Source organism: Bradyrhizobium sp. CB1717 (assembly GCF_029714325.1).
Taxonomy (GTDB): domain Bacteria; phylum Pseudomonadota; class Alphaproteobacteria; order Rhizobiales; family Xanthobacteraceae; genus Bradyrhizobium.
Window position 1 is genome coordinate 1,095,807 of record NZ_CP121666.1, and the last position, 20,221, is coordinate 1,116,027.

Annotated in this window: 19 protein-coding genes; 6 read left to right on the top strand and 13 right to left on the bottom strand. The window is 64.7% G+C overall.

The genetic code is table 11. From position 1 onward, the window contains the following. Positions 1-47 precede the first annotated feature (47 nt). From QA649_RS05190 to QA649_RS05215, 6 genes are all read right to left on the bottom strand, one after another. Complete coding sequence (locus tag QA649_RS05190) at positions 48-422, bottom strand: XRE family transcriptional regulator (RefSeq protein WP_283023241.1); 375 nt, start codon at positions 420-422, stop codon at positions 48-50. A 4-nt stretch (positions 423-426) separates the two neighbouring features. Further along, entirely contained in the window at positions 427-792 is a 366-nt protein-coding gene (locus QA649_RS05195; RefSeq protein ID WP_283023242.1) for a type II toxin-antitoxin system RelE/ParE family toxin, read from the bottom strand. A gap of 95 nt (positions 793-887) precedes the next feature. Further along, positions 888-2,141, bottom strand: a complete 1,254-nt coding sequence (locus tag QA649_RS05200) for a site-specific integrase (RefSeq protein ID WP_283023243.1) — start codon at positions 2,139-2,141, stop codon at positions 888-890. Positions 2,142-2,288: 147 nt separating this feature from the next. Then, the gene (gene radC / locus QA649_RS05205; protein ID WP_283023244.1) at positions 2,289-2,900 is read right to left on the bottom strand and encodes a DNA repair protein RadC; all 612 of its coding nucleotides are present in this window, start codon (positions 2,898-2,900) and stop codon (positions 2,289-2,291) included. A gap of 91 nt (positions 2,901-2,991) precedes the next feature. After that, positions 2,992-3,810 carry a type I methionyl aminopeptidase gene (gene map / locus QA649_RS05210; RefSeq protein ID WP_080140654.1) on the bottom strand — a complete coding sequence of 273 codons (819 nt, stop codon included), beginning with the start codon at positions 3,808-3,810 and terminating at the stop codon, positions 2,992-2,994. Between the two features lie 119 nt (positions 3,811-3,929). Beyond that, complete coding sequence (locus tag QA649_RS05215) at positions 3,930-5,246, bottom strand: mechanosensitive ion channel domain-containing protein (protein WP_283023245.1); 1,317 nt, start codon at positions 5,244-5,246, stop codon at positions 3,930-3,932. Positions 5,247-5,451: 205 nt separating this feature from the next. Between QA649_RS05215 and QA649_RS05220 the strand changes: the two genes are divergently transcribed. Further along, on the top strand, positions 5,452-7,245 hold the full coding sequence (locus tag QA649_RS05220) for a potassium/proton antiporter (RefSeq protein WP_283023246.1): 1,794 nt from the start codon (positions 5,452-5,454) through the stop codon (positions 7,243-7,245). Between the two features lie 321 nt (positions 7,246-7,566). Then, complete coding sequence (locus QA649_RS05225) at positions 7,567-7,827, top strand: hypothetical protein (protein ID WP_283023247.1); 261 nt, start codon at positions 7,567-7,569, stop codon at positions 7,825-7,827. Positions 7,828-8,015: 188 nt separating this feature from the next. On the opposite strand, the gene modC is transcribed toward QA649_RS05225, so the two are convergent. The 5 genes from modC to mepA all read right to left on the bottom strand — a co-directional run bounded on the left by modC (position 8,016) and on the right by mepA (position 12,207). Then, positions 8,016-8,678, bottom strand: coding sequence for a molybdenum ABC transporter ATP-binding protein (gene modC / locus QA649_RS05230; protein ID WP_283023248.1), 663 nt, complete (start codon positions 8,676-8,678; stop codon positions 8,016-8,018). Positions 8,679-8,680: 2 nt separating this feature from the next. Next, positions 8,681-9,376: a molybdate ABC transporter permease subunit gene (gene modB / locus QA649_RS05235; protein ID WP_283023249.1), complete on the bottom strand. Its 696-nt coding sequence runs from the start codon at positions 9,374-9,376 to the stop codon at positions 8,681-8,683. Positions 9,377-9,402: 26 nt separating this feature from the next. Continuing rightward, positions 9,403-10,188, bottom strand: a complete 786-nt coding sequence (gene modA / locus QA649_RS05240; RefSeq protein WP_283023250.1) for a molybdate ABC transporter substrate-binding protein — start codon at positions 10,186-10,188, stop codon at positions 9,403-9,405. A 253-nt stretch (positions 10,189-10,441) separates the two neighbouring features. Next, positions 10,442-10,945, bottom strand: coding sequence for a hypothetical protein (locus QA649_RS05245; protein ID WP_283023251.1), 504 nt, complete (start codon positions 10,943-10,945; stop codon positions 10,442-10,444). 317 nt (positions 10,946-11,262) lie between these two features. Further along, a complete protein-coding gene (gene mepA, locus QA649_RS05250) occupies positions 11,263-12,207 on the bottom strand; it encodes a penicillin-insensitive murein endopeptidase (protein WP_283023253.1) in 945 nt (314 codons plus the stop codon). A gap of 170 nt (positions 12,208-12,377) precedes the next feature. On the opposite strand from mepA, the gene QA649_RS05255 reads away from it, so the two are divergent. Together QA649_RS05255 and QA649_RS05260 are read left to right on the top strand one after the other, a co-directional pair. Beyond that, positions 12,378-12,797 carry a L,D-transpeptidase gene (locus tag QA649_RS05255; protein WP_283023254.1) on the top strand — a complete coding sequence of 140 codons (420 nt, stop codon included), beginning with the start codon at positions 12,378-12,380 and terminating at the stop codon, positions 12,795-12,797. A 387-nt stretch (positions 12,798-13,184) separates the two neighbouring features. After that, a complete protein-coding gene (locus tag QA649_RS05260) occupies positions 13,185-15,353 on the top strand; it encodes an EAL domain-containing protein (protein WP_283023255.1) in 2,169 nt (722 codons plus the stop codon). A gap of 66 nt (positions 15,354-15,419) precedes the next feature. Here the strand turns inward: QA649_RS05260 and QA649_RS05265 are convergent, their stop codons facing one another. Together QA649_RS05265 and QA649_RS05270 are read right to left on the bottom strand one after the other, a co-directional pair. Beyond that, positions 15,420-16,571: an acyl-CoA dehydrogenase family protein gene (locus QA649_RS05265; protein ID WP_283023256.1), complete on the bottom strand. Its 1,152-nt coding sequence runs from the start codon at positions 16,569-16,571 to the stop codon at positions 15,420-15,422. Positions 16,572-16,684: 113 nt separating this feature from the next. Beyond that, the gene (locus QA649_RS05270) at positions 16,685-17,146 is read right to left on the bottom strand and encodes a GNAT family N-acetyltransferase (RefSeq protein ID WP_283023257.1); all 462 of its coding nucleotides are present in this window, start codon (positions 17,144-17,146) and stop codon (positions 16,685-16,687) included. A 132-nt stretch (positions 17,147-17,278) separates the two neighbouring features. Here QA649_RS05270 and QA649_RS05275 point away from each other — a divergent pair, with 132 nt between their 5' ends. Together QA649_RS05275 and QA649_RS05280 are read left to right on the top strand one after the other, a co-directional pair. Continuing rightward, positions 17,279-18,937, top strand: coding sequence for an amidase family protein (locus QA649_RS05275; RefSeq protein WP_283023258.1), 1,659 nt, complete (start codon positions 17,279-17,281; stop codon positions 18,935-18,937). A 178-nt stretch (positions 18,938-19,115) separates the two neighbouring features. Further along, positions 19,116-20,069 carry a tetratricopeptide repeat-containing protein gene (locus QA649_RS05280; RefSeq protein ID WP_283023259.1) on the top strand — a complete coding sequence of 318 codons (954 nt, stop codon included), beginning with the start codon at positions 19,116-19,118 and terminating at the stop codon, positions 20,067-20,069. Positions 20,070-20,221: the final 152 nt, after the last annotated feature.

The window sequence follows — 20,221 nt, forward strand, 5'->3', positions numbered from 1 at the left end:
CTCCATTCAGACTTTGTGTCGGCCGGCGCATCAGACGGTTCCTATCATCACGCGCCGGCCTGTTTGCGACGTCGAGCGGCTGTGTGAACTGTCGTCCCCGTCTTAACGCCGATGTCGCCGAGTTTCTGGAGGCGAAACGCAGGCCGCGCAGGAAGCTTCACCGTCAGTTCAAGCTTTCCACCAATAGCCTCGACATAGCTTCGTAGCGTCGACAGATACATATCGGTCTGTTTCTCGATCTTCGACACGGAGGGCTGCTTGATGTTGAGCGCGGTTGCGATGTCCTCTTGCGCCTTGCCGGCGATCTGGCGCAGCTCGCGCAGCCCCTCGACCTCTTCCCGGAGGTTCTGAAAACGCGCCTCGATCTGCTCCTGCTGGTCGCGGGGCAGCGCAGCGATGATATCATCCAGTTTCCGACCCATAGGATTATCCCTCCTTTCCGGATTTCAGGCTTTCCAGATGTTCGGAAAACCGATTATCCGCCTTTGCGATAAGCTGCTTATAGAAGCGCTTCTGGCTACCGCCGGATTTATCGCCTGCGACCAGAACGATGGCCTTCCGTTCCGGGTCGAAAGCGAAGGCAGCACGCCATTCGCCTTCGGCAGCTGAGAAGCGCATCTCCTTCATGTTGGCGTGTTTCGAGCCCTTGAGCGTATCGACGTAGGGTCGACCGAGCTGCGGGCCGTATTCGGCGAGCAGTTTGGCGACGGCTAGCAACTCCATCTGGACTTCGCGAACAAATGTTAGAAACTCCGCCTCGAAGGCACCATGCAATCTGACGTCCCAAATCATATAGCCTCCAGGCTATGTTCGGTCAATGGGAATCCCGCCAGCGGATCCGCATCAGCGGGTTCAGCGCTGGCGGTTGAGATGGGGCAGGAGGAGGGTTATGCGGCTTCCAGCAGCGCGCTCTTGCGCTTCTTCTTCGTCAGAAGATCGCGGACGAACTTGTCCCACTTGGTCATGGCTGCGCGCTTTTCGGGCATGTAATTCCAGCGATCGTAGCTCTTAGAGCTGACGTCCTGCAGAGTGTGGTTCTGCAATCGGTCTCGGATCTCTTTCGACAGGCCAGCCTTGCCGGCAAGCGTCTTCCATGTGCGACGCAGGTCGCGGTTCGTCACCACAGGGATCACCTCGCGGTCGCGCTGGCGCCACATGAACGAATAGAGCGTGCCATGGCTAACCGGTTTTAAAGGATCGGTCGCGGAGGGGAAGAACCAGCCATACTCGTTCGGTTTGATCGACTCGATGAGCTCGGCGGCGACCTTAGGCACTGGGATGGCGTGTGGTTTGCCATTCTTGGTCTTTGACCAGTCGATGATGCGCTCTGCGGCATCCCATTGGTCGACATGCAAGCGGGCGATCTCATCGACGCGCTGACCGGTCAGCATGAGAATTCTGACTGCGCGGGTGTAGGGCGGGTGGACTGGTGCATCCGGGCATTCGAGCCAGCGATAGAGGCGCAGGAATTCCTCCTCGTCCAGCCAGCGTGTGCCGACGTTCTTTGGCTCGGTCGGAATGCCGGCAGCAGGATTATAAACGAGACGGAAGCGTCGGGCTGACGTGCTGCGGTAGTCGTGCTCGGACTTCAAACCCCAGCTGTAAGCCGATCGGATGTAGCTGCGAACATGATCGGCCATGGCGCGTTTGCCGCGTTCATAGATCGGGCGGATGATGTCCCTAATTTCGTCAGGCTCGATGTCGCGGGCTGCACGGTTGCGCCCAAGCGTATCGGCGATCTTGTTCAGCCCCTTTTCGACCTCCTTCCAGGACGGCTTCCCATCTGCCTTGAGTGCGGCGACGTAAGCTTCGAATAGATCCGCAACGGTGCCGGGCCGCGTGTCGCCCGCAATCTTGATGCTGCGTCCCTTCTGGATCATGTCGGCGTAGTCGCGCTTGAAAATCTCGCGCGCCTGGCTGAGGCTCATGGAAGGGTAAGAGCCGAGTTTTTTCTTAAGGCGCTTTTGGTCACGCCACTGCTGGGCCATCCAGTCCGCCGTTACGCGGGTTGGCATCGGCTTCATCACGAGGACCAGTCGGCCCGTTCCGTGGCCCTCACCATCGACAAGGCTTTGCTGCTTTCCGGTCTCTTCAACCTGTTTCAGAGCGCGGCGAATTTCTCCATCTGTAAGGCTTGGCACTGGGGTCTCCCGTAGGCTTTCAAGTGGGATCGGCGGACGAGTAGTAGGGGTCTGTGCTTGGGTCCAAAACGGGCCTCGATCCCCCTAAAACCGACCCCAATATGCCACGGTATCCGGCTCTATGACGAGCCAAAAAATCGTTGTGCTTCAATGTGCTATAGCGTGATCGAGCGGGATCAAAAAGAGCGGAGTGGGATGGTTGTGCACCAGGATCAGCGCGGTCGCCGACAATTCCAGCGCGCGCTTGATCACCTCGCGTGGATAGACCGGAGTGTGGTCGACGGTGCCGGTCTGCTGCACCTCGTCGGCGATCAGCTGGTTGCGCTTGTCGAGGAAGAGGAGACGGAATTGCTCCTTGTCTGAAAACGCCATGCTGGTGCGGCAATAGTCGATCACCTCGTTCCAGGACGACAGCGCGTTGCGGCTGTTGACCTCGCCCTTGGCGACGCGGTGCGCCGCCGCGGCGATCAGCTTGAGCTGGTTGATGGCGGCTTCGCCGACGCCGTCGATCTCGCGCAGGCGCGCCACCGGGGCATGCACGACCTCGGCGAACGAGCCGAAGGTCTTGATCAGCGCCTTCGCCAGCGGTTTGGTGTCGCGCCGCGGCAGCGCCGGAAACAGCGCCATCTCCAGCAGCTCGTAGTCGCTGAGCGCGTCCGCGCCCGCGCTGTAGAAGCGCTCGCGCAGCCGCTCGCGATGGCCGTGATAGTGCGGCGCATCCTCCGGCTTGCTCTTGTCGTGGTCTGGCTTGGCGGGCATCGGCCGCCAGCATTGCCGCGGAACTCTGTTTTTGCAACCGTCAATTGCGGCGGCGAATCCGGTTCGCGCGGGTCGGCGCCCCCTTAGAGGCTCACCCGATCTGCTTCTCGCCGTGCCGCTCGGACAGCGTGAAGATCTCGACACCGGTCGCGGTGACGCCGACGGAGTGCTCGAACTGGGCCGACAGCGAACGGTCCCGGGTGACCGCGGTCCAGCCGTCGGAGAGAATCTTCACATGCGGTTTGCCGAGATTGATCATCGGCTCGATGGTGAAGAACATGCCGGGCTTGAGCTGCACGCCTTCGCCGGGCCGGCCGATATGGATGATGTTCGGCTCGTCGTGGAACATGCGCCCGAGGCCATGGCCGCAGAAATCGCGCACCACGCTCATGCCTTGCGGCTCGACGAAGCTCTGGATGGCGTGGCCGATATCGCCGGTGGTGGCGCCGGGCTTCACGGCGGCGATGCCGCGCATCATCGCTTCATACGTCACCTCGATCAGCCGCTCGGCCTTGCGCGCGATCGGGCCGACCGCATACATCCGGCTGGAATCGCCGTACCAGCCATCGACGATGAAGGTGACGTCGATGTTGACGATGTCGCCTTCCTTCAGCGGACGGTCGCCGGGCATGCCGTGGCAGACGACGTGGTTGAGCGAGGTGCAGGTCGAGTAGCGATAGCCGCGATACATCAGCGTCGCCGGATAGGCGCCATGGCTGAAAGCGAAGTCGCGGACGAATTCGTCGATCTTCGAGGTCGGCACGCCCGGCCCGACGATGTCGGTGAGCTCGTCGAGACACTTGGCCACCAGCGCGCCGGCCTTGCGCATGCCGGCAAAGGCGGCGGGCCCATGCAGCTTGATCTGTCCGGTCTTGCGCAGGGAGGTATCGGTGGCTTCGACGTAGCTCATGCTTGTGCGGTCTTCCGGGCTGATCTCGATGTCGGTGGAAAGGCTTGATTTCAGGCCCTAATTTAATGATTGCCCGCCCTCATGCAAGCCGAGCGTGGCTTTTGCGCCCGAAAGCGGGCCTAATTCGGGACTTCCACGGTGGTTTCCACCGGCAGGGCGCCGCCGCGGACGCGGATTTCGCGGACGGGGTAGGGAACCCGGATGCCCTCGCGCTTGAAGGCGTCCCATAGCGCCAGCATCACGTCGCTCTTGACGTTGTCCATGCCGTCGGGGTCCGCGATCCAGAAGGTCAGCGAGAACTTCATCCCGGCTTCCGCGAACTCGGTCAAAATGCTGTTCGGCGCCTTGCCCTTGGTGGCGCGCGGATGGGCGGCGGCGGTCTCGGCGGCGAGCTTGGTGACCAGGCGCGGGTCGGCGTCGTAATTGGTGCCGAAGGCGATCTTCACCAGCGTGTTCTTGTCGGTATAGGTCCAGTTGACGACCTTCTGCGTCACCAGGTCCTCGTTCGGCACCAGGAATTCGCGCCCGTCGCCGGCGGCAACGGAAATATAGCGCGTCTTCATCGCGCTGATCCGCCCCGTGTTGTCGCCGATGGTGACGAGGTCGCCCGGCTTCACCGATTTGTCGGCGAGCAGGATGATGCCCGAGATGAAATTGGCCACGATCTTCTGCAGGCCGATACCGATGCCGACGCCGACTGCGCCTGAGAATACCGCGAGCGCGGAGAGATCGATCCCGACGGCGCCGAGCGCAATGACGATTGCGACGGCAAGAAGCCCGATGCGGATGATCTTGACCAGCAGCACCTGCACCGACGGCGTCAGGTCGGTGGTCGAATTGATCCGGCTCTCGGCGAAATTGCTGGCGATGTTGGTGGCCCACAGCGCGATCAGCAGCAGCGCGCCGGCCTTGATCACCAGCAGCGGCGTCAGCCTGAGGCCGCCGAGCACGATCGCGAAGGAGTCGAGCAGCTCGATGGTCGTGTCGAGCTGGCCGATGATGGACAGAGCCGCGACGAACCAGGCCGTGATCGACACCAGCTTGACGATGAAGGCGTTGCGCAGCACCGAGGTCACCAGCCGGATCACGAGCCAGGCCAGCCCCATCTTGGCGGCGACCATCAGGAGATAGCTGCGGCTCGGCCAGGTCGCGTGGTACATCACCACGCGGGAGATGATCACGAGCAGGGTGAACACCGCCGTCGAGGCGCTCGACATCATCACCCGCGAGAAGTGCCGGAGCGGCAGCGGCCAGCCCGTCGCCAGCGATGTCATGTCGACGCGATTGCGAATGCCGGCTTCCGCGGCATAGGCGATGCCGGCTGCCGCGAGAATGAGACCAAATTGCAGGTAGAACCAGGGTGAGGAAATCTCCGCCCCGACACTGCGTGCGGTCGTCTGCACGAACTCCATGAAGTCTTTGAGGTCCATGTCCATCGGTCTCGTCGGGAAGCAGGGGAAATTGATTCGAGGGCGCCGCAGAATCCCACAAGGGGGGCGGCCCGGCCATCGATACACCGTGAAGTGAAGCGCGTTAAGGCCGCAAAATACGGGCAGATTGCCGCGAGCAGCGAAAATGGGTTGGCGCGGGGGAATGCCGACGATAAGGATGAAAATCCTGCGATTTTTACCCGGAAGGTGGATGGCCTCCCTCGACTCCTTCAGCCTCACCATATTGCTCGGCGCCGTCCTCGTCATGGCCGGTATCCTGTCGAGCCTGCTTGCGCTGCGGTTCGGCGCGCCTTTGCTGCTCGTGTTCCTTGTCATCGGCATGCTCGCGGGAGATTCCGGTCCCGGGCAGATCCAGTTCAACGACGTCGGCACGACCTATCTGGTCGGCTCGGTGGCACTGGCCCTGATCCTGTTCGACGGCGGCCTGCGGACGCGCTTTGCCAGCATCCGCACCGTGCTTGCGCCATCCGTGGTGCTGGCCACCGTCGGCGTGCTCCTGACCGCGGTGGTCACGGCGCCGTTCGCCAAATACGCGCTCGATCTCAACTGGACGGAATCGCTGCTGGTCGGCGCCGTTGTGGCCTCGACCGACGCCGCAGCGGTGTTCCTGCTGGTCCATACCCAGGGCCTGCGCCTGCGTCCACGCGTCGGTGCGACGCTGGAAGCGGAGTCCGGCACCAACGATCCCTTCGCGATCTTCCTTACCTTGATGCTGGTCGAGTACATCTCGCTGGGGACGGGCACGGCGGGTCACGTGCTGATAGAGTTCTTGCAGGAGGCGGTGCTGGGCGCCGTCGTCGGCTTCTTCGGCGGGCGCCTCGTCGTCATCGCGCTCAACAAGGTCGCGTTGCCGCAGGGCCTGCACGCGCCGTTCGTCACCACCGCAGCGCTCGTGATCTTCGGCGGCTCGCAGATCATGCACGCCTCGGGCTTCCTGGCGGTCTATCTCGCCGGCATCATCATCGGCAACCGGCCGACGCGCGCGCACAACTCGGTGGTGACCTTCCTGGATGCGGCGACCTGGCTGGCGCAGATCGTGATGTTCGTGCTGCTCGGCCTTTTGGTCTCGCCGAGCCGGTTAGGGGCCAGCGTGCTGCCGGCGGTCGGCGTTGCGCTTGTGCTCATGCTGGTGGCGCGGCCGCTTGCGGTGTTCGTGTGCCTCGCGCCGTTCCGCTTCAACTGGCGCGAAAAGATCTTCATCGCCTGGACCGGTCTGCGCGGCGCGGTCGCGATCTTCCTGGCGTCGATCCCGATGCTGGTCGGCCTGTCCAAGGCCTATCTCTATTTCGACGTCGCCTTCGTCGTCGTCATCATCTCGCTGCTGCTGCAAGGCTGGACGCTGGCGCCCGCCGCGCGCAAGCTGCACGTCGCGCTGCCCCGCGCCGAGCGCGGCCCGCGCCGCGTCGAGCTCGATTTGCCCGGCCAGCTCGAGCAGCAGCTGGTCGGCTATCCGGTGCGCCCCAAGAGCCTGTATTTCCGCCGCGGCCTGATCCCGTCCTGGTCCAAGCCGACGCTGGTGATCCGCAACCAGAACATCCTGACGCCCATGGAAGCCGATCCGATCGCGCCCGGCGACTACATCTACCTGCTGGCGCCGCCGGAAAAGGCCGAGTCGCTCGACCGCTTCTTCGTCGACATGCAGCCGAGCTCGGCGCCCGATCCGCACCTGCTCGGCGACTTCATGGTGTCAGGCGAGCACACGCTGGCGGAGCTTGCCGGGATCTACGGCGTCAAGGTGAGCGAGGACGAGGGCAAGCTGACGCTGGCCGACTATTTCGACGTCCACCTCGACCGCGCGCCGAAGGAGGGCGCCGAGCTCGCGCTGGACGAGATCGTCCTCGTCGCACGCAGCATCTCCGGCGGCCGCGTCAATGTCGTCGGCCTGCGCCTGCCGGAAGAAGACGAGACGCCACCGCCGCTGACGCGCCGGCAGACGCTGCGGAAGAAGCTTGCGGATTTGTGGACGTCGGTGGCGGGGGTCTGACGCTGCCCTACGAAGTCTGGTGCTTTGGCAGGACAAAGCCAGCCAAGAACTCGTCATTGCGAGGAGCCCTTGCGACGAAGCAATCCAGGATATTTCCGCGGGGGGATTCTGGATTGCTTCGCTGCGCTCGCAATGACGGTGTTTGTTGAAGCGCTATATCTCAAACGTGGCGTCGCAACTTGCGGGAACGGAACACCAGATAACCGCCACCAAATCGCCGCAACCGCCGAAGATTTGCGCGGCTCCATAACCTCTGGATCCGGAACGCTCTGCGGCGCCGCTCGTTCTTCGCGTGACGCCATCTTTGACAGGAGCAGTTCCATGCGAAGCTTCATCTTGCCTGCCATCGTCGCGATCTGTCTCGGATCGGCTGCGCCGGCGATGGCCTATGACACCGGCGACCAGATCTCGATGCAGGTCGCGCTCGACGTTGCCAGCGATCTTGGTGTCGCCACGGTCTCGCACACGAACTTCCTCGGCGATGAATGGCAGATCGAAGGCCGCGATCGCACCGGGCGCTGGATGGAGGTTGATGTCGATGCGCGGACCGGCGAGGTCCGCAACGTCGACCGCGGCTGGTAAAGCCGAAGCGGAAGCGCTGAAGCGCGAGATCCCTCCCCACCGTCGTCCTGGCGAAAGCCAGGACCCATTACCCCAGGGAGATGTTGTTGCCGGGAATGTAACCGCGAGTCGCCGCCAAACCACCGACGGTGGCAATGGGTCCTGGCTTTCGCCAGGACGATGGCGGAGGGTGGGTCGACATCACGACCTCACGTCAGCACCTTGACCCCGCCGAACGACGTCACGCGGCCCTGCTTCAGCATCACGATTTGCGTTGCGAGCTGGCGCAGCTCGGCGACGTCGTGGCTGACATAGACCATCGGCACGTTGGCTTCATCGCGCAGCCGCACCAGATAGGGCAGGATCTCGAGCTTGCGGCCCTCGTCGAGCGCGCCGAGCGGCTCGTCGAGCAGCAACAGGCGCGGCTTCGACAGCAGCGCGCGGCCGAGCGCGACGCGCTGGCGCTCGCCGCCGGAGAGTTTTCCGGGACGGCGATCCTGCAGCGCGCCGATGTCGAGCAGGTCGATGATGCGCTTGTGTTGTGCAGGATCCGGCGCAAGTCCGTTCATCCGTCTGCCGTAGTCGAGGTTCTGCGCGACGCTCATGTGCGGAAACAGCCGTGCATCCTGGAACACATAGCCGATGCGGCGGCGGTAAGTGGGCACGTGGATGCCGGCCGTGGTGTCGTCGACGGTCTCGCCGTCGATCACGATGGTGCCGCGGTCGGGCCGCAACAGGCCGGCGATCATGTTGACCAGCGAGCTCTTGCCGGCGCCCGAGGCACCGAACAGGCCGATGACACGGCCCTCGCCGGTGAAGGATGCGTGAAGCGAGAACTCGCCGAGCTGTTTTTCGATGTCGACCCGCAGCATGGTCAATTCCCGTGCAGGCGCAGCGTGGCGCGGCGGGCGAACCATTCGGCCGCGATCAGCGCGCCGATCGCGAGCACGATCGAGACGATCACGAGCCGGCCCGCCGCGGCATCGCCGTCGGGCGTCTGGATCAGCGAATAGATCGCGGACGAAATCGTCTGGGTCTCGCCGGGAATGTTGGAGACGAAGGTGATGGTGGCGCCGAACTCGCCGATCGCCTTGGCAAAGCCCAGCACCATGCCGGCGAGCACGCCCGGCAGCGCCAGCGGCAGCGTCACCGTGAAGAACACTTTCCAGGGCGCGGCGCCAAGCGTCTCGGCAGCCTGCTCGAGCCGGCGGTCGATCGCCTCGATCGACAGCCGCATCGGCCGCACCAGCAGCGGAAACGACATCACGCCGCAGGCGAGTGCGGCACCGGTCCAGCGGAACGCGAAAACGATGCCGAGATGATCGGCCAGGAACCCGCCGACGAGCCCGCGGCGGCCGAAGGTGAGCAGCAGCAGATAGCCGGTGACGACAGGCGGCAGCACCAGAGGCAGGTGCACGACGGCGTCGAGCACCGACTTGCCCCAGAAGTCACGTCGCGCGAGCAGCCATGCCAGCGCGATGCCGAACGGCGTCGCGACCAGCGTAGCGATGACGGCGACCCTGAGCGAGAGCAGGATCGCCGTCCATTCGGCGGGAGAGATCTCGAACATCAAGGCGTAATATCAGGTCGCAAAAATCAGGTTGTCGGGCTGATCAGAAATTTGAAGCCGTATTTTTCCAAAATGGTCTTGGCGGCGGTCGAGCGCAGGAAGGCGAGATAGTCGTTGGTCTCGGGCTTCGCAGTCGTTGTCGCCGCGACGGGATAGATGATCGCGGGATGCGAATCCGCCGGGAAGGTGCCGACGATCTTGACACCGGGCTCGACCTTGGCGTCGGTGGAATAGACGATGCCGAGCGTGGCTTCGCCGCGGGCGACCAGCGTCAGCGCGGCGCGCACGCTCTCGGCCATCGCGAATTTCGGCTCCGCGGCCTGCCAGGCCCCGAGCTTCTCCAGTGCGGCCTTGGCATATTTTCCGACTGGCACGGACTTCACGTCGCCGGTCGCGATCTTGCCGTCGCCGGCGAGTTTTGCGAGGTCAAAGCCTGGCGCGATCGCGACGTTGTCGATCTTGGAATCCTTCGGCGCGATCAGCACGATGCTGTTGCCGAGCAGGTTGACCCTGGAAGGCTCGTTGATGGACTTCTTGGAGACCGCGTAGTCCATCCAGTCGGTGTCAGCGGAGACGAACACGTCGGCGGGGGCGCCCTGCTCGATCTGCTTGGCCAGCACCGAGCTTGCGGCATAGCTGACGCTGAACTTGACGCCGGTCTTGGCGGTGTAGGCGGCGTCGATCTCGTCCAGCGCGTTCTTCATCGAGGCCGCGGCGAACACGGTGATGGTCTTGTCTTCGGCGCTGGCAGGCGAGAGGGTCGCGCTCGCGAGGATGACGAAGGCGGTGAAAAGTCCGGTGATACGAAACATGGATAGCGCTCCGTGCGAGCTCGCGCGCAAGGCAACACGCGCAAATCTGGCGTTGGTTGGGTCAGGTATGCGACGGGCGGAAGCGCTGTTCCACGGCCCCTTGCGACGGCTTACGGCCGGCGGGGATATCGCAGTGCAAACATAGCAGGCTGAGGCCGCAGGTCAAAGGCGACCGTTTGTCTAACCGCGCATGACCCGGAAAGGTGCGCAGCGGTTTTCCGAAAAGGTCATGCGCAAACAACAAAGTACCCGTTTATTGCGCCGGCAGGATCGCAATCGAGAGCGAATTGTCCTTGGCGCCGCTGACCTGGAGGACAAGCGGCTGCGCCGACAGCTCGTATTTCATGGTCTTGCGGATGCCGTCGCAATCGGTCGCGCCGCTGAAGGCGACGGGCTTGAGGAAATGGCCGTCCTGGACCACGTCGACCCAGGCCCCGGCCGACAGGCTGATCGTGTACAAACCGGCCTTCGGCGCCTTGATGCCAGTGAAGCCGGCAAAGGTGCCGTCCTTCGGCGCCCGCTCCGGCGGCGAGGGCAGTTTCGCGTCACTCGGGGCGACCAGCCCCAGCGTGATGGCTGACGCGGGCAGCGCCGCCTGCTCGGCGCCCGAGGCGAGTTTTGCCCGATCCGGCGCCGTGAGCGCGGCGCGCTCGCGCTCGACCGGCCATTTGAACTTGTCGCAGCCGCTCGGCTCCTCGGCGGCGAGGGCGGAGGTCGCGCTGATCGTAAGTGCAGCAAGGATGGTGAGGACGCGCATGTCAGATTCCATCGTTGGCCACGCGCCGGAGGCGAGGCGTGCGGTCAGGCTTGTTGAGGTGGCGGGATGCGCATCCCGGGATGCCGCGGGCTTACGGCTGGGCGGCGGGGTGGATATTAGCGCAACTGGGTAGCGCGAACTACCCATCGTCGTCCTGGACAAGCGCAGCGAAGCGGAGCGCCGATCCAGGACCCATTACCCCAGGGAGTAGTTTGGCGAAGATTCGGGGCTGCCAGCTCGCACCACGACTCCTCCCTGGGGTAATGGGTCCTGGCTTTCGCCAGGACGACGGCCGAATGTTTGGTGGCGGCGGTGCACTACGGCTTCGCATCGCCCGCATGCAGCACGGCCTTGCAGGCCGCCGGCATCTGCGCCAGCGTCATCGGCGGTTTGGGCTTCGGCGGCTCCGGCGGCGGCTTGGGATGCAGCACGGCATCGCTGAACCAATAGCCGAGATCGGCGTCCTTGCAGCCTTCGTCCTCGGACTGCGACGGTTGGCCCTCGCACTCGCCGGCGCCCGCCGGGCAGCGCATGCGGATGTGGAAGTGATAGTCGTGGCCCCACCACGGCCGGATTTTTGAAAGCCAGGAGCGGTCGCCCTTGGCCTCGCGGCACAGCGCCTTCTTGATCGCGGCGTTGACGAAGATGCGTTGCACCGCCGGCTCCTGCGCGGCGGCGCGCAGCACCAGCACGTGGGCAGGCGTGAACACCTTCGGGTCGATATCGAGCCGGTCCTGCCGCACCATCATCACCGCCGACATATCCTCGCGCTCCTCGCGCGAAAGGCGGCGGTCCGGCATCGGCGTCAGCCAGATGTCGGCATCGAGGCCGATCTGGTGGCTGGCATGGCCCGACAGCGCCGGCCCGCCGCGCGGCTGGGCGATGTCGCCGACCAGGATGCCCGGCCAGCCCGCGTCCTTGCGAGCCTTGGCCGCAAGGCGCTTGATCAGCGCGATCATGTCGGGATGGCCGAAATTGCGGTTACGCGACAGCCGCATCACCTGCCAATTGTCGCCGTTGAGCGGCATCTGCGCGGCGCCGCCGATGCAGCCCTTGGTGTAGGAGCCGATGACATGCGCCGGCCCCTTCGAGGGCAGCAGTTTTCGCGCGAACAGTTCCTTGGCGCCGAGATGCGGATCGTTCGGATTGGCCAGCGGCGGCAGCGGCTTCGGGTTGACGCTGCCCTTGTCCTGGGCTAGCGCGCCGCCGGCGGCCAGGAGCGTCATGACAAGCAGGAGAGGGGTAATGCGGCGGGGACTCATGCTCAGTCCTTATAACCCAACGCCGCGTCAGGGTTAAGTATTAGGCTTGTAGCGAGGGCGCGATCTCACGCCGTCTTTACAGCCGCCAGCCGCTGGCGACATCATGCCCTCGAGGCAAAGGGCCTTTTATCATGACATTTGTTTTGGCGCGGCTCGCGAGGCGGGCCACCATGGCCGCTTTTGTAATGGCCGCTTTTGTACTGACCCCGCTCATTGCGACCCCGGCGCAGGCCGATCTCAGGGTCGACATCGACAAATCCTCGCAGCGCATGTCGGTGCGCGTCGACGGCGCGCCGCGCTACTCCTGGCCGGTGTCGACCGGCCGCCGCGGCTACGGCACGCCGAGCGGCACCTTCCATCCACAGGCGATGATGCGGCGCTATTTCTCGCGCAAATACTACAATTCGCCGATGCCGCACGCGATCTTCTTCCATCACGGCTTCGCCATCCACGGCACCACCGACCTCTCGCGCCTGGGCGGACCGGCCTCGCATGGCTGCATCCGCCTGCATCCCGCGCATGCGGCAGCCCTGTTCGCGCTGGTCCAGCGCGAGGGCGCGCGCAACACGACGATCCGTATCTCCAACTAGGATCGTCGAGCGTCGCAATTTTTTGTGCCGCCCGGCCGCATTTTTAACGGCGCGATAACCGTATCCTGCATTGACCAAAATTCGTGCGCGGAGTGAGGGAACGCCGCGGTCCGCATGCAATCGGCCGTGATTTCGGAAATGATTCAAGCGAGCGCGTAATTTTGCGCCAGCGCGCCATTTGATCGCGACGGCGGAATGGGTTTGGCGCGTCGGTCGGCGCATTTTGCGCCTCGCAAACAGGCACGAGTGCCGGCGAGCGGCGGCGGTCCCGAGGCCAAGATTACTTTTTTTTCAGACACTTGCCCCAAAACTTGCGGCCACAGGGCGCGACTGGGACATGTGACGTTGAGTTTGGGGTCTCGAAAACAAAAAAGGCGAAAGCGTAACGTGCTTGCGGCGGCCGGCGGGCAGCTGCGCAAGCCGCGATTCGCGCGCGCGCCGCATTCGCCCGTTGCACAGGCCGAGCTCGTGCAGAGCCGCGCGGAAGCGGAGGCCGCGATCGCGGAGGCGCGCAAGGCCCATGAGCGGCTGCGCCAGGCCATCGACATCCTGCCGCAGGGCATCGTCTTCCTCGATGCCGAGGGCCGCTACGTCCTCTGGAACAAGAAATACGCCGAGATCTACAGCAAGACCGCCGACCTCTTCGCCGAAGGTGCGCGCCTCGAGGACACGCTGCGCGTCGGCGTCGCGCGCGGCGACTATCCCGAGGCCGAAGGCCACGAGGACGAGTGGATCGCCGAGCGGCTGCAAAAGCTCTATCAGCCCGGCGCACGTCACGAGCAGAAGCTGGCGGACGGCCGCGTCATCCTGATCGACGAGCGGCTGACCGACGACGGCGGCGTCGTCGGCCTGCGCGTCGACATCACCGAGCTGAAGCAGCGCGAAGCCTCGTTCCGCCTGCTGTTCGACGGCAACCCCGTTCCCATGATCGTCTGTGCACTCGACGACGAGCGCATCCTCGGCGTCAACGACGCCGCGATCGCGCATTATGGCTATGGCCGTAGCGACTTCGAGAAGCTGACGATCCGTTCCTTGCAGGCCTTCGACAGCGAGCCGCCCTGGACCATTGATGTGACCGGCGAGGAGCAGGCCGGCCGCACCTGGAAGCACGTCAAGGCCGATGGCGCGCTGATCGATCTTGCAATCTACTCGCGCGAATTGACCTATGCCGAGCGGCCCGCGGTGCTGCTCGCGCTGATGGACATCACCGAGCGCAAGCGCGCCGAGGCGCGGCTCGCCTTCATGGCCCAGCATGACGGGCTCACCGGCTTGCCGAACCGCAGCCTCCTGCGCCAGCAGGTCGACGAGATGCTGCTGCACACGCGCCGCAGCGCCGAGAAGGTCGCGCTGCTGATGCTGGGGTTGGACAATTTCAAGTCAGTCAACGACACGCTGGGACATGCGATCGGCGACAAGCTGCTCCGCGGCGTCGCCAAGCGGCTGCGCTCCACTTTGCGCGAGGAGGACGCGCTGGCGCGCCTCAACTCCGACGAGTTCGCGATCGTGCAGAGCGGGCTGGCCCGGCCGGAAGACGCCGTGGGACTGGCAAAACGCCTGCTCGAGGCCATCTCTGATCCCTATCTGCTCGACGGCCATTCCGTGGTGATCGGCGCCTCCATCGGCATCGCAATGGCGCCGGGCGACGGCGATGATTCCGAAAAACTGCTCAAGAGCGCCGACATGGCGCTGTCCCGGGCCAAGCAGGATGCGCGCGGCACCTTCGCCTTCTTCGAGGCCGCGTTAGATGCAAAAGCGCAGAGCCGCCGCAAGATCGAGGTCGAGCTGCGCGATGCGATCCAGAACGACGTGCTGCGCCCCTACTACCAGCCGCTGATCGACCTCCAGAGCGGCCGCATCACCGGCTTCGAGGCGCTGGTGCGTTGGCCCCATGCCGAGCGCGGCATGGTCTCGCCGGCCGAGTTCATCCCGGTCGCGGAAGACACCGGCCTCATCAATCCGCTCGGCGGCCTGATGCTGCGCCGGGCGTGCCTGGATGCCGCGACCTGGCCGGACGACGTCCGCGTTGCCGTCAATCTGTCGCCGTTGCAGTTCCGCAGCGGCAATCTGCTCTCGATGGTGACGGACGCGCTGAAGCATTCCGGTCTGCCGCCGCGCCGGCTCGAGCTCGAGATCACCGAGACGCTGCTGCTCGAGAAGAGCGCACAGGTGCTGGCGACGCTGCATGCGCTGCGCGCGCTGGGGGTGCGCATCTCCATGGACGATTTCGGCACCGGCTATTCCAGCCTCAGCTATTTGCGCAGCTTCCCGTTCGACAAGATCAAGATCGACCAGTCCTTCGTGCGCGATCTCGGCGCCAATCGCGAGGCGCAGGCGATCATCCGCTCCATCGTCAGCCTCGGCAAAGGCCTCGGCGTCACCATCACCGCCGAAGGCGTCGAGACCGAAGCCGAGCTGAGCTGCCTCCGCACTGAGGGCTGCGACGAGGGCCAGGGTTTTCTGTTCAGCAAGGCCCGGCCCAATCTCGAGATCATCAGCCTGCTGCAGGCACAGCGCGGCATCGACGCCGCGGAAGAGGACGCTGCGCTGGTGGCGTGAGCGGCGGTGCTTTACCTCTCCCCGTAAGAACGGGGCGAGGGAGCGCACCATCATCGCGGCCGCTCTTTAACCCCCCGCCAGAATCGCCTTCCCCACATCCTCGTAATGCGTATCCCGCGCCTGGATCTGCTGCGCGATCGCATGCATGTCGCGAAACCGCCGCTCGAACGGCTGGCTGCGGAACACCGCGGTCGCACCGGCCATGTGATAGGCGGTATCGACCACCTTTGCCGATTGATGGATGGTCCAGGTCGCCGCCAGACGGACTGCGCTGCGATGCGCCGCGCTGAATTCGCCGGTCGCGACCAGGTCGCGCCACATCGCATTGGCCGTGGCATAGAGATAGGCGCGCGCCGCGCGCAGATCGCCCTCGGTGCGGCCGATCAGGCCCTGGACTGCCTGATTGTCGCGCATGGCGCCGGCGGCCAGCGACTGATGCTTTGCGCGCGCGAGCGCAATGGCGGCGTCCAGCGTGGCGCGCGCGACGCCGAGCGAGACCGCGGCAAAGCCGAGACTGAACGTCGAGCCGGTGCCGATCCTGTAGAGCGGTCCCGTCTCGCGCAGCGCGGACGACACGTCGCGGAACGCGGTGAAGCGCTCGGGAACGAAGAGGTCCGCCGCCTCATAGGAGTCCGTGCCGGTGCCGGCGAGCCCGATTGCCTGCCACACGTCGTGCAGTGTCGCGCTTGCGACGGGAAACAAAATGGTCCGCACCTCCGGCGAGCCGTCGGCATTTTTGCGCGGTACACCATCGCTCCCGACGATACGCACATGCGCCCCCAGCCAGCTCGCCTGCCGCGAGCCCGAGGCAAAATCCCAGCGCGCCGTGACGCGATAGCCGCCCTCGACCGCGCGCGCCTCATGCGCAATCGCGCCCCAGGCGAGGATGCCGGGCGCCGTATTGAAGATCTCATGCGCGGTGTCGTGATCGAGCCAGGCCGCGATCATCGCGCAGACGCTGCATTGGCCGAGGCACCAGGCGGTGGAGGCATCCGCCTTCGCAATCTCCTCCAGCATCTGCATGAATGCTTCCGGCGCAGCCTCGCTGCCGCCAAGGCTTTGCGGCAATAGCGCGCGATAAAGCCCGTTCTCGACGAGGGCGGAGACCACGGCAGGCGTCAACTGCCGCGTCCGCTCGATCTCGGCGGCTTCGCCCGCAATCAACGGCGCGAGCGCGCGGGCACGTTCGACCAGGCCAAATCCGGAAGCTGCATTCATTGCTGCGTTTCCTCGCCCCTTCTTGGTGTGAGCGGTCTCGAGGATGCGATGGTGGTCTATTTGGCGGGGAGGATCAAGATCAGCCCCAGCGCCGGCTCCATCCGGGCCAGGGGTTATTCGAGGGAGTCGAGCAATCGCTCCATGACGATCGTGCGTTCGTCGCCATGATAGCTGTCGCGTACGGCATTGAACCCAAGCCGCGCATAGAAGCCCTCGGCGGTGACCGATGAAGGGACCGTCAGCGAGGGAATATTTCGCTCGCGCGCTGTGCGCTCGATCTCGGCCATCAGCAGCTTGCCGATACCGCGGGCCTGAACGTCGGGAGCCACGAAGACGGTGCGGACGACGCTTCCGTCGAGGCTTGCCGTTGCAACGACGCGTCTGCCAATGGTGGCGACGAAAACGGTGCGTTTCGCGATGAGCTGCCTGACGGCGTCCGGACTGAAGCTGCGCTCGATCCTTTCGATGATCTCGGCCGCATAGTCCTTCGCATTGGTTTCGCGCAGCGCACGCAAGATGACCGCACTGATGGCGTTGGCGTCATCGTCCATCGCGGGCCGGATCGTGCAGTCCATGAATTACCCCACCGAAGTCTTTGCGAAGACTGGTCGCCGAGCCTGCGCCACAGCCGCGGCAAGCAGCTTGTGGCGTGACCAGACGTTCTGCTACCGTAAGTAGCATATCCGGGGTCGACCAAGAAGCACAGCATGAAGAAGCCAGCCCGCCGCAACGCGAGCCTCGCCGCGGCCGAGGCGCGGGTCGAGCCACAGCTCGAGAACGCGCCCATGAGCGACATTATCGATGCCTTGGCGGCCGAGAGGGTCAACGCAACGGCGTTGACCGAGGCCTATCTCGCGCGCATCGCAGCCTTTGACCGCGCCGGGCCCATGCTCAACGCCGTTCGCGCGCTCAATCCCGACGCACTCGCGATCGCAGGCAAGCTCGACGGCACCAGGCCGTCGGCCAAACGACCGCTCGCCGGTGTGCCCATTTTGCTGAAGGACAACATCGCCACCGGCGACAAGCAGTCGACCACGGCGGGCTCGCTGGCATTGGAGGGGGCGCGTGCCAGGGGCGATGCCACCATCGTCAAGCTGCTGCGAAACGCCGGCGCCGTGATCCTCGGCAAGGCCAACCTGACGGAGTTTGCTAACATTCTCGCGACCGACATGCCCTCGGGTTATTCGTCGCTCGGCGGTCAGGTGAAGAACCCCTACGTGCCGACCCTGCTGGACGATCGGGGCATCCCGGTCGTCGACCCCGGCGGCTCGAGCTCGGGTTCGGCGGTCGCCGTGGCCGCAGGTCTGTGCGCGGCCTCTGTTGGCACTGAGACCTCCGGCTCGTTGCTGCACCCTGCCAGCCGGAATGGCATCGTCACCGTCAAGCCGACCGTCGGCTTGATCAGCCGCGCCGGCATCGTGCCGATCGCGCACAGCCAGGACACTGCGGGCCCGATGACGCGCACCGTGCGCGACGCGGCGATGCTCCTCAACGTGCTGGCCGCCAAGGATCCGCGCGATCCTGCGACGGAGCGGCAGAAGCGGCCGGCCGATTACTCGGCCGACCTCGCACGCGATGCGATGAAGGGCGCGCGGATCGGCGTGCCGAGCGATCCCGACGATCCGCTGAACGATCCCTATTACGGCAAGTTGCCTCCAGACGGGACCAGGCTGATGGCCGAAGTGATCAAGGTGCTGGAGGATCTCGGCGCGATCATCGTGCGCGCGGCCATGCCGACCGCCGGCTGGATCGGCGGTCCAGGCACGACCATGCCGGTGCTCAACCGCAATCCGCTGAGTCGCAACAAGGGCAATCTGGCGACGCCGCCGATCGTCTTCCTCTACGAGCTGAAGCACGATCTCAATCTCTACCTGAAGGATTGGGCGACCAAGACCGACATCAAGACCATCGCCGACATCGTGGCCTTCAACGAGGCGAATGCGGCGAAGGCGCTGCGCTTCGGCCAGGACCTGTTCCTCGCCGCCAACGCAACCAGGGGCGACTTGAGCGAGCGCGAATACAGATCGGCCCGGGCCATGGACCTGCTTGCCGCCAGGACGCGCGGCATGGACGCTTACATGAACCAGCACAGGCTCGACGCCGTGCTGTTCCCCGGCGCCACGGGCGCCGTGATCGCTGCCAAGGCCGGCTATCCCAGCGTCATGGTGCCCGGCGGCTTCGTCTCGGGCGCCGACGGCAAGGACACGCCCGACTATCCGCTCGGCGTCACCTTCGCAGGGAGAGCCTGGAGCGAGCATAAGCTGCTGCGTCTCGCCTACGCCTATGAGCAGGCATCGAATATGCGCAAGCCGCCGCCGGGTCTGCCGGCGCCTCGACCCGCGAGCGGGCTGATTAACTTCGCCTGATTTCGCGCGCCAGTCCGTGGCAGATCGTGCAATGGAATGCCCGCGATCCGAACCTGCTGGCCGGAACCTGGCGACCAGCCGGTGATTGGCCGCCGCGCCGCGGCGGCATTGAACCTGTCCGGCTTCCGGGAGCACCAACGGCTCGTAAGTCCCGATAGCCGCGACGAGGGAAGGCGCGATGAGGACCCTGAGAGCATCGATCTGCGTTGCAGTCACCGCGCTTTCCTTGAGCCTGTCGTTCGGCGCGCCATCCTACGGCCAGGAGGATGAGGTGGGCACGCTCACGCGGCAGATGAAGGAGCTTTATCGGGCCGGGAAGTACACGGAAGCGCTGCCCCTGGCCCAGAAGTCGCTGGCCCTTCGCGAGAAGGAGTTTGGCCCCGATGACGCGCATGTCGCGATGCCGCTGAACGACCTCGGCACGATCCATTACAATCTCGGCCAATACGCCGTTGCCGAGCCGCTGTACAAGCGCGCGCTGGCCATCCGGGAGAAGACGCTCGGTCCGGATCATGCGGAAGTCGCAATGGTGCTGAACAATCTGGGCGATCTCTATCGCGCGGAAGAGCGCTACGCGGAAGCGGAGCCGCTGCTGAAACGATCGATCGCCATTGGCGAGAAAACCAACGATCCGTCGCTCGTGCTGGCGTTGAGCAACCTCGGCGCCGCCTACAGCAATCAGGGCCGGTACGACCAGGCTGTACCGCTGTTCAAGCGGGGCCTGGCCGTGCTGCAGAAAGCGCTCGGCCCCGACGATCCCGAAGCTACGGTGCTGATGAACAATTTGGCCGATGCCTACATCCAGCGGCATCGCTATGCCGATGCAGAGCGGCTGCTGAAGCGGTCGATGGTGATGACCGAGAAGGCGTACGGCCCCGATCATCCCGACATCGCGCAGGCGCAGAACAATCTGGCTGCGCTCTATGCGCGTCAGGGGCGCAACGCCGAGGCCGAGCGGCTGTTCAAGCGGTCGGTGCTCACTTTCGAGAAAACCCTCGGTCCCAACCATCCCGATCTCGCCGGTGTCCTGGATAACCTCGCCGGTCTCTACAAGGATCAGGGCCGCTATGCCGATGCCCAACAGATCTTCAAGCGTTCGATGGCCATCCGCGGCAAGACAAGGCCGATCTGACGCTCCCCGTCCAACGCGGACATGACGTCCCGGAAGCTGATCCGCCTGGAGCCAGCAGTCGCCGGCAGACATGCTGACGACATTTTTCCAACTTTTTTGCACATTGACGGCCGGACCATGTCGGCATGGGCCGGTCTCGATCGTCCTTGGGT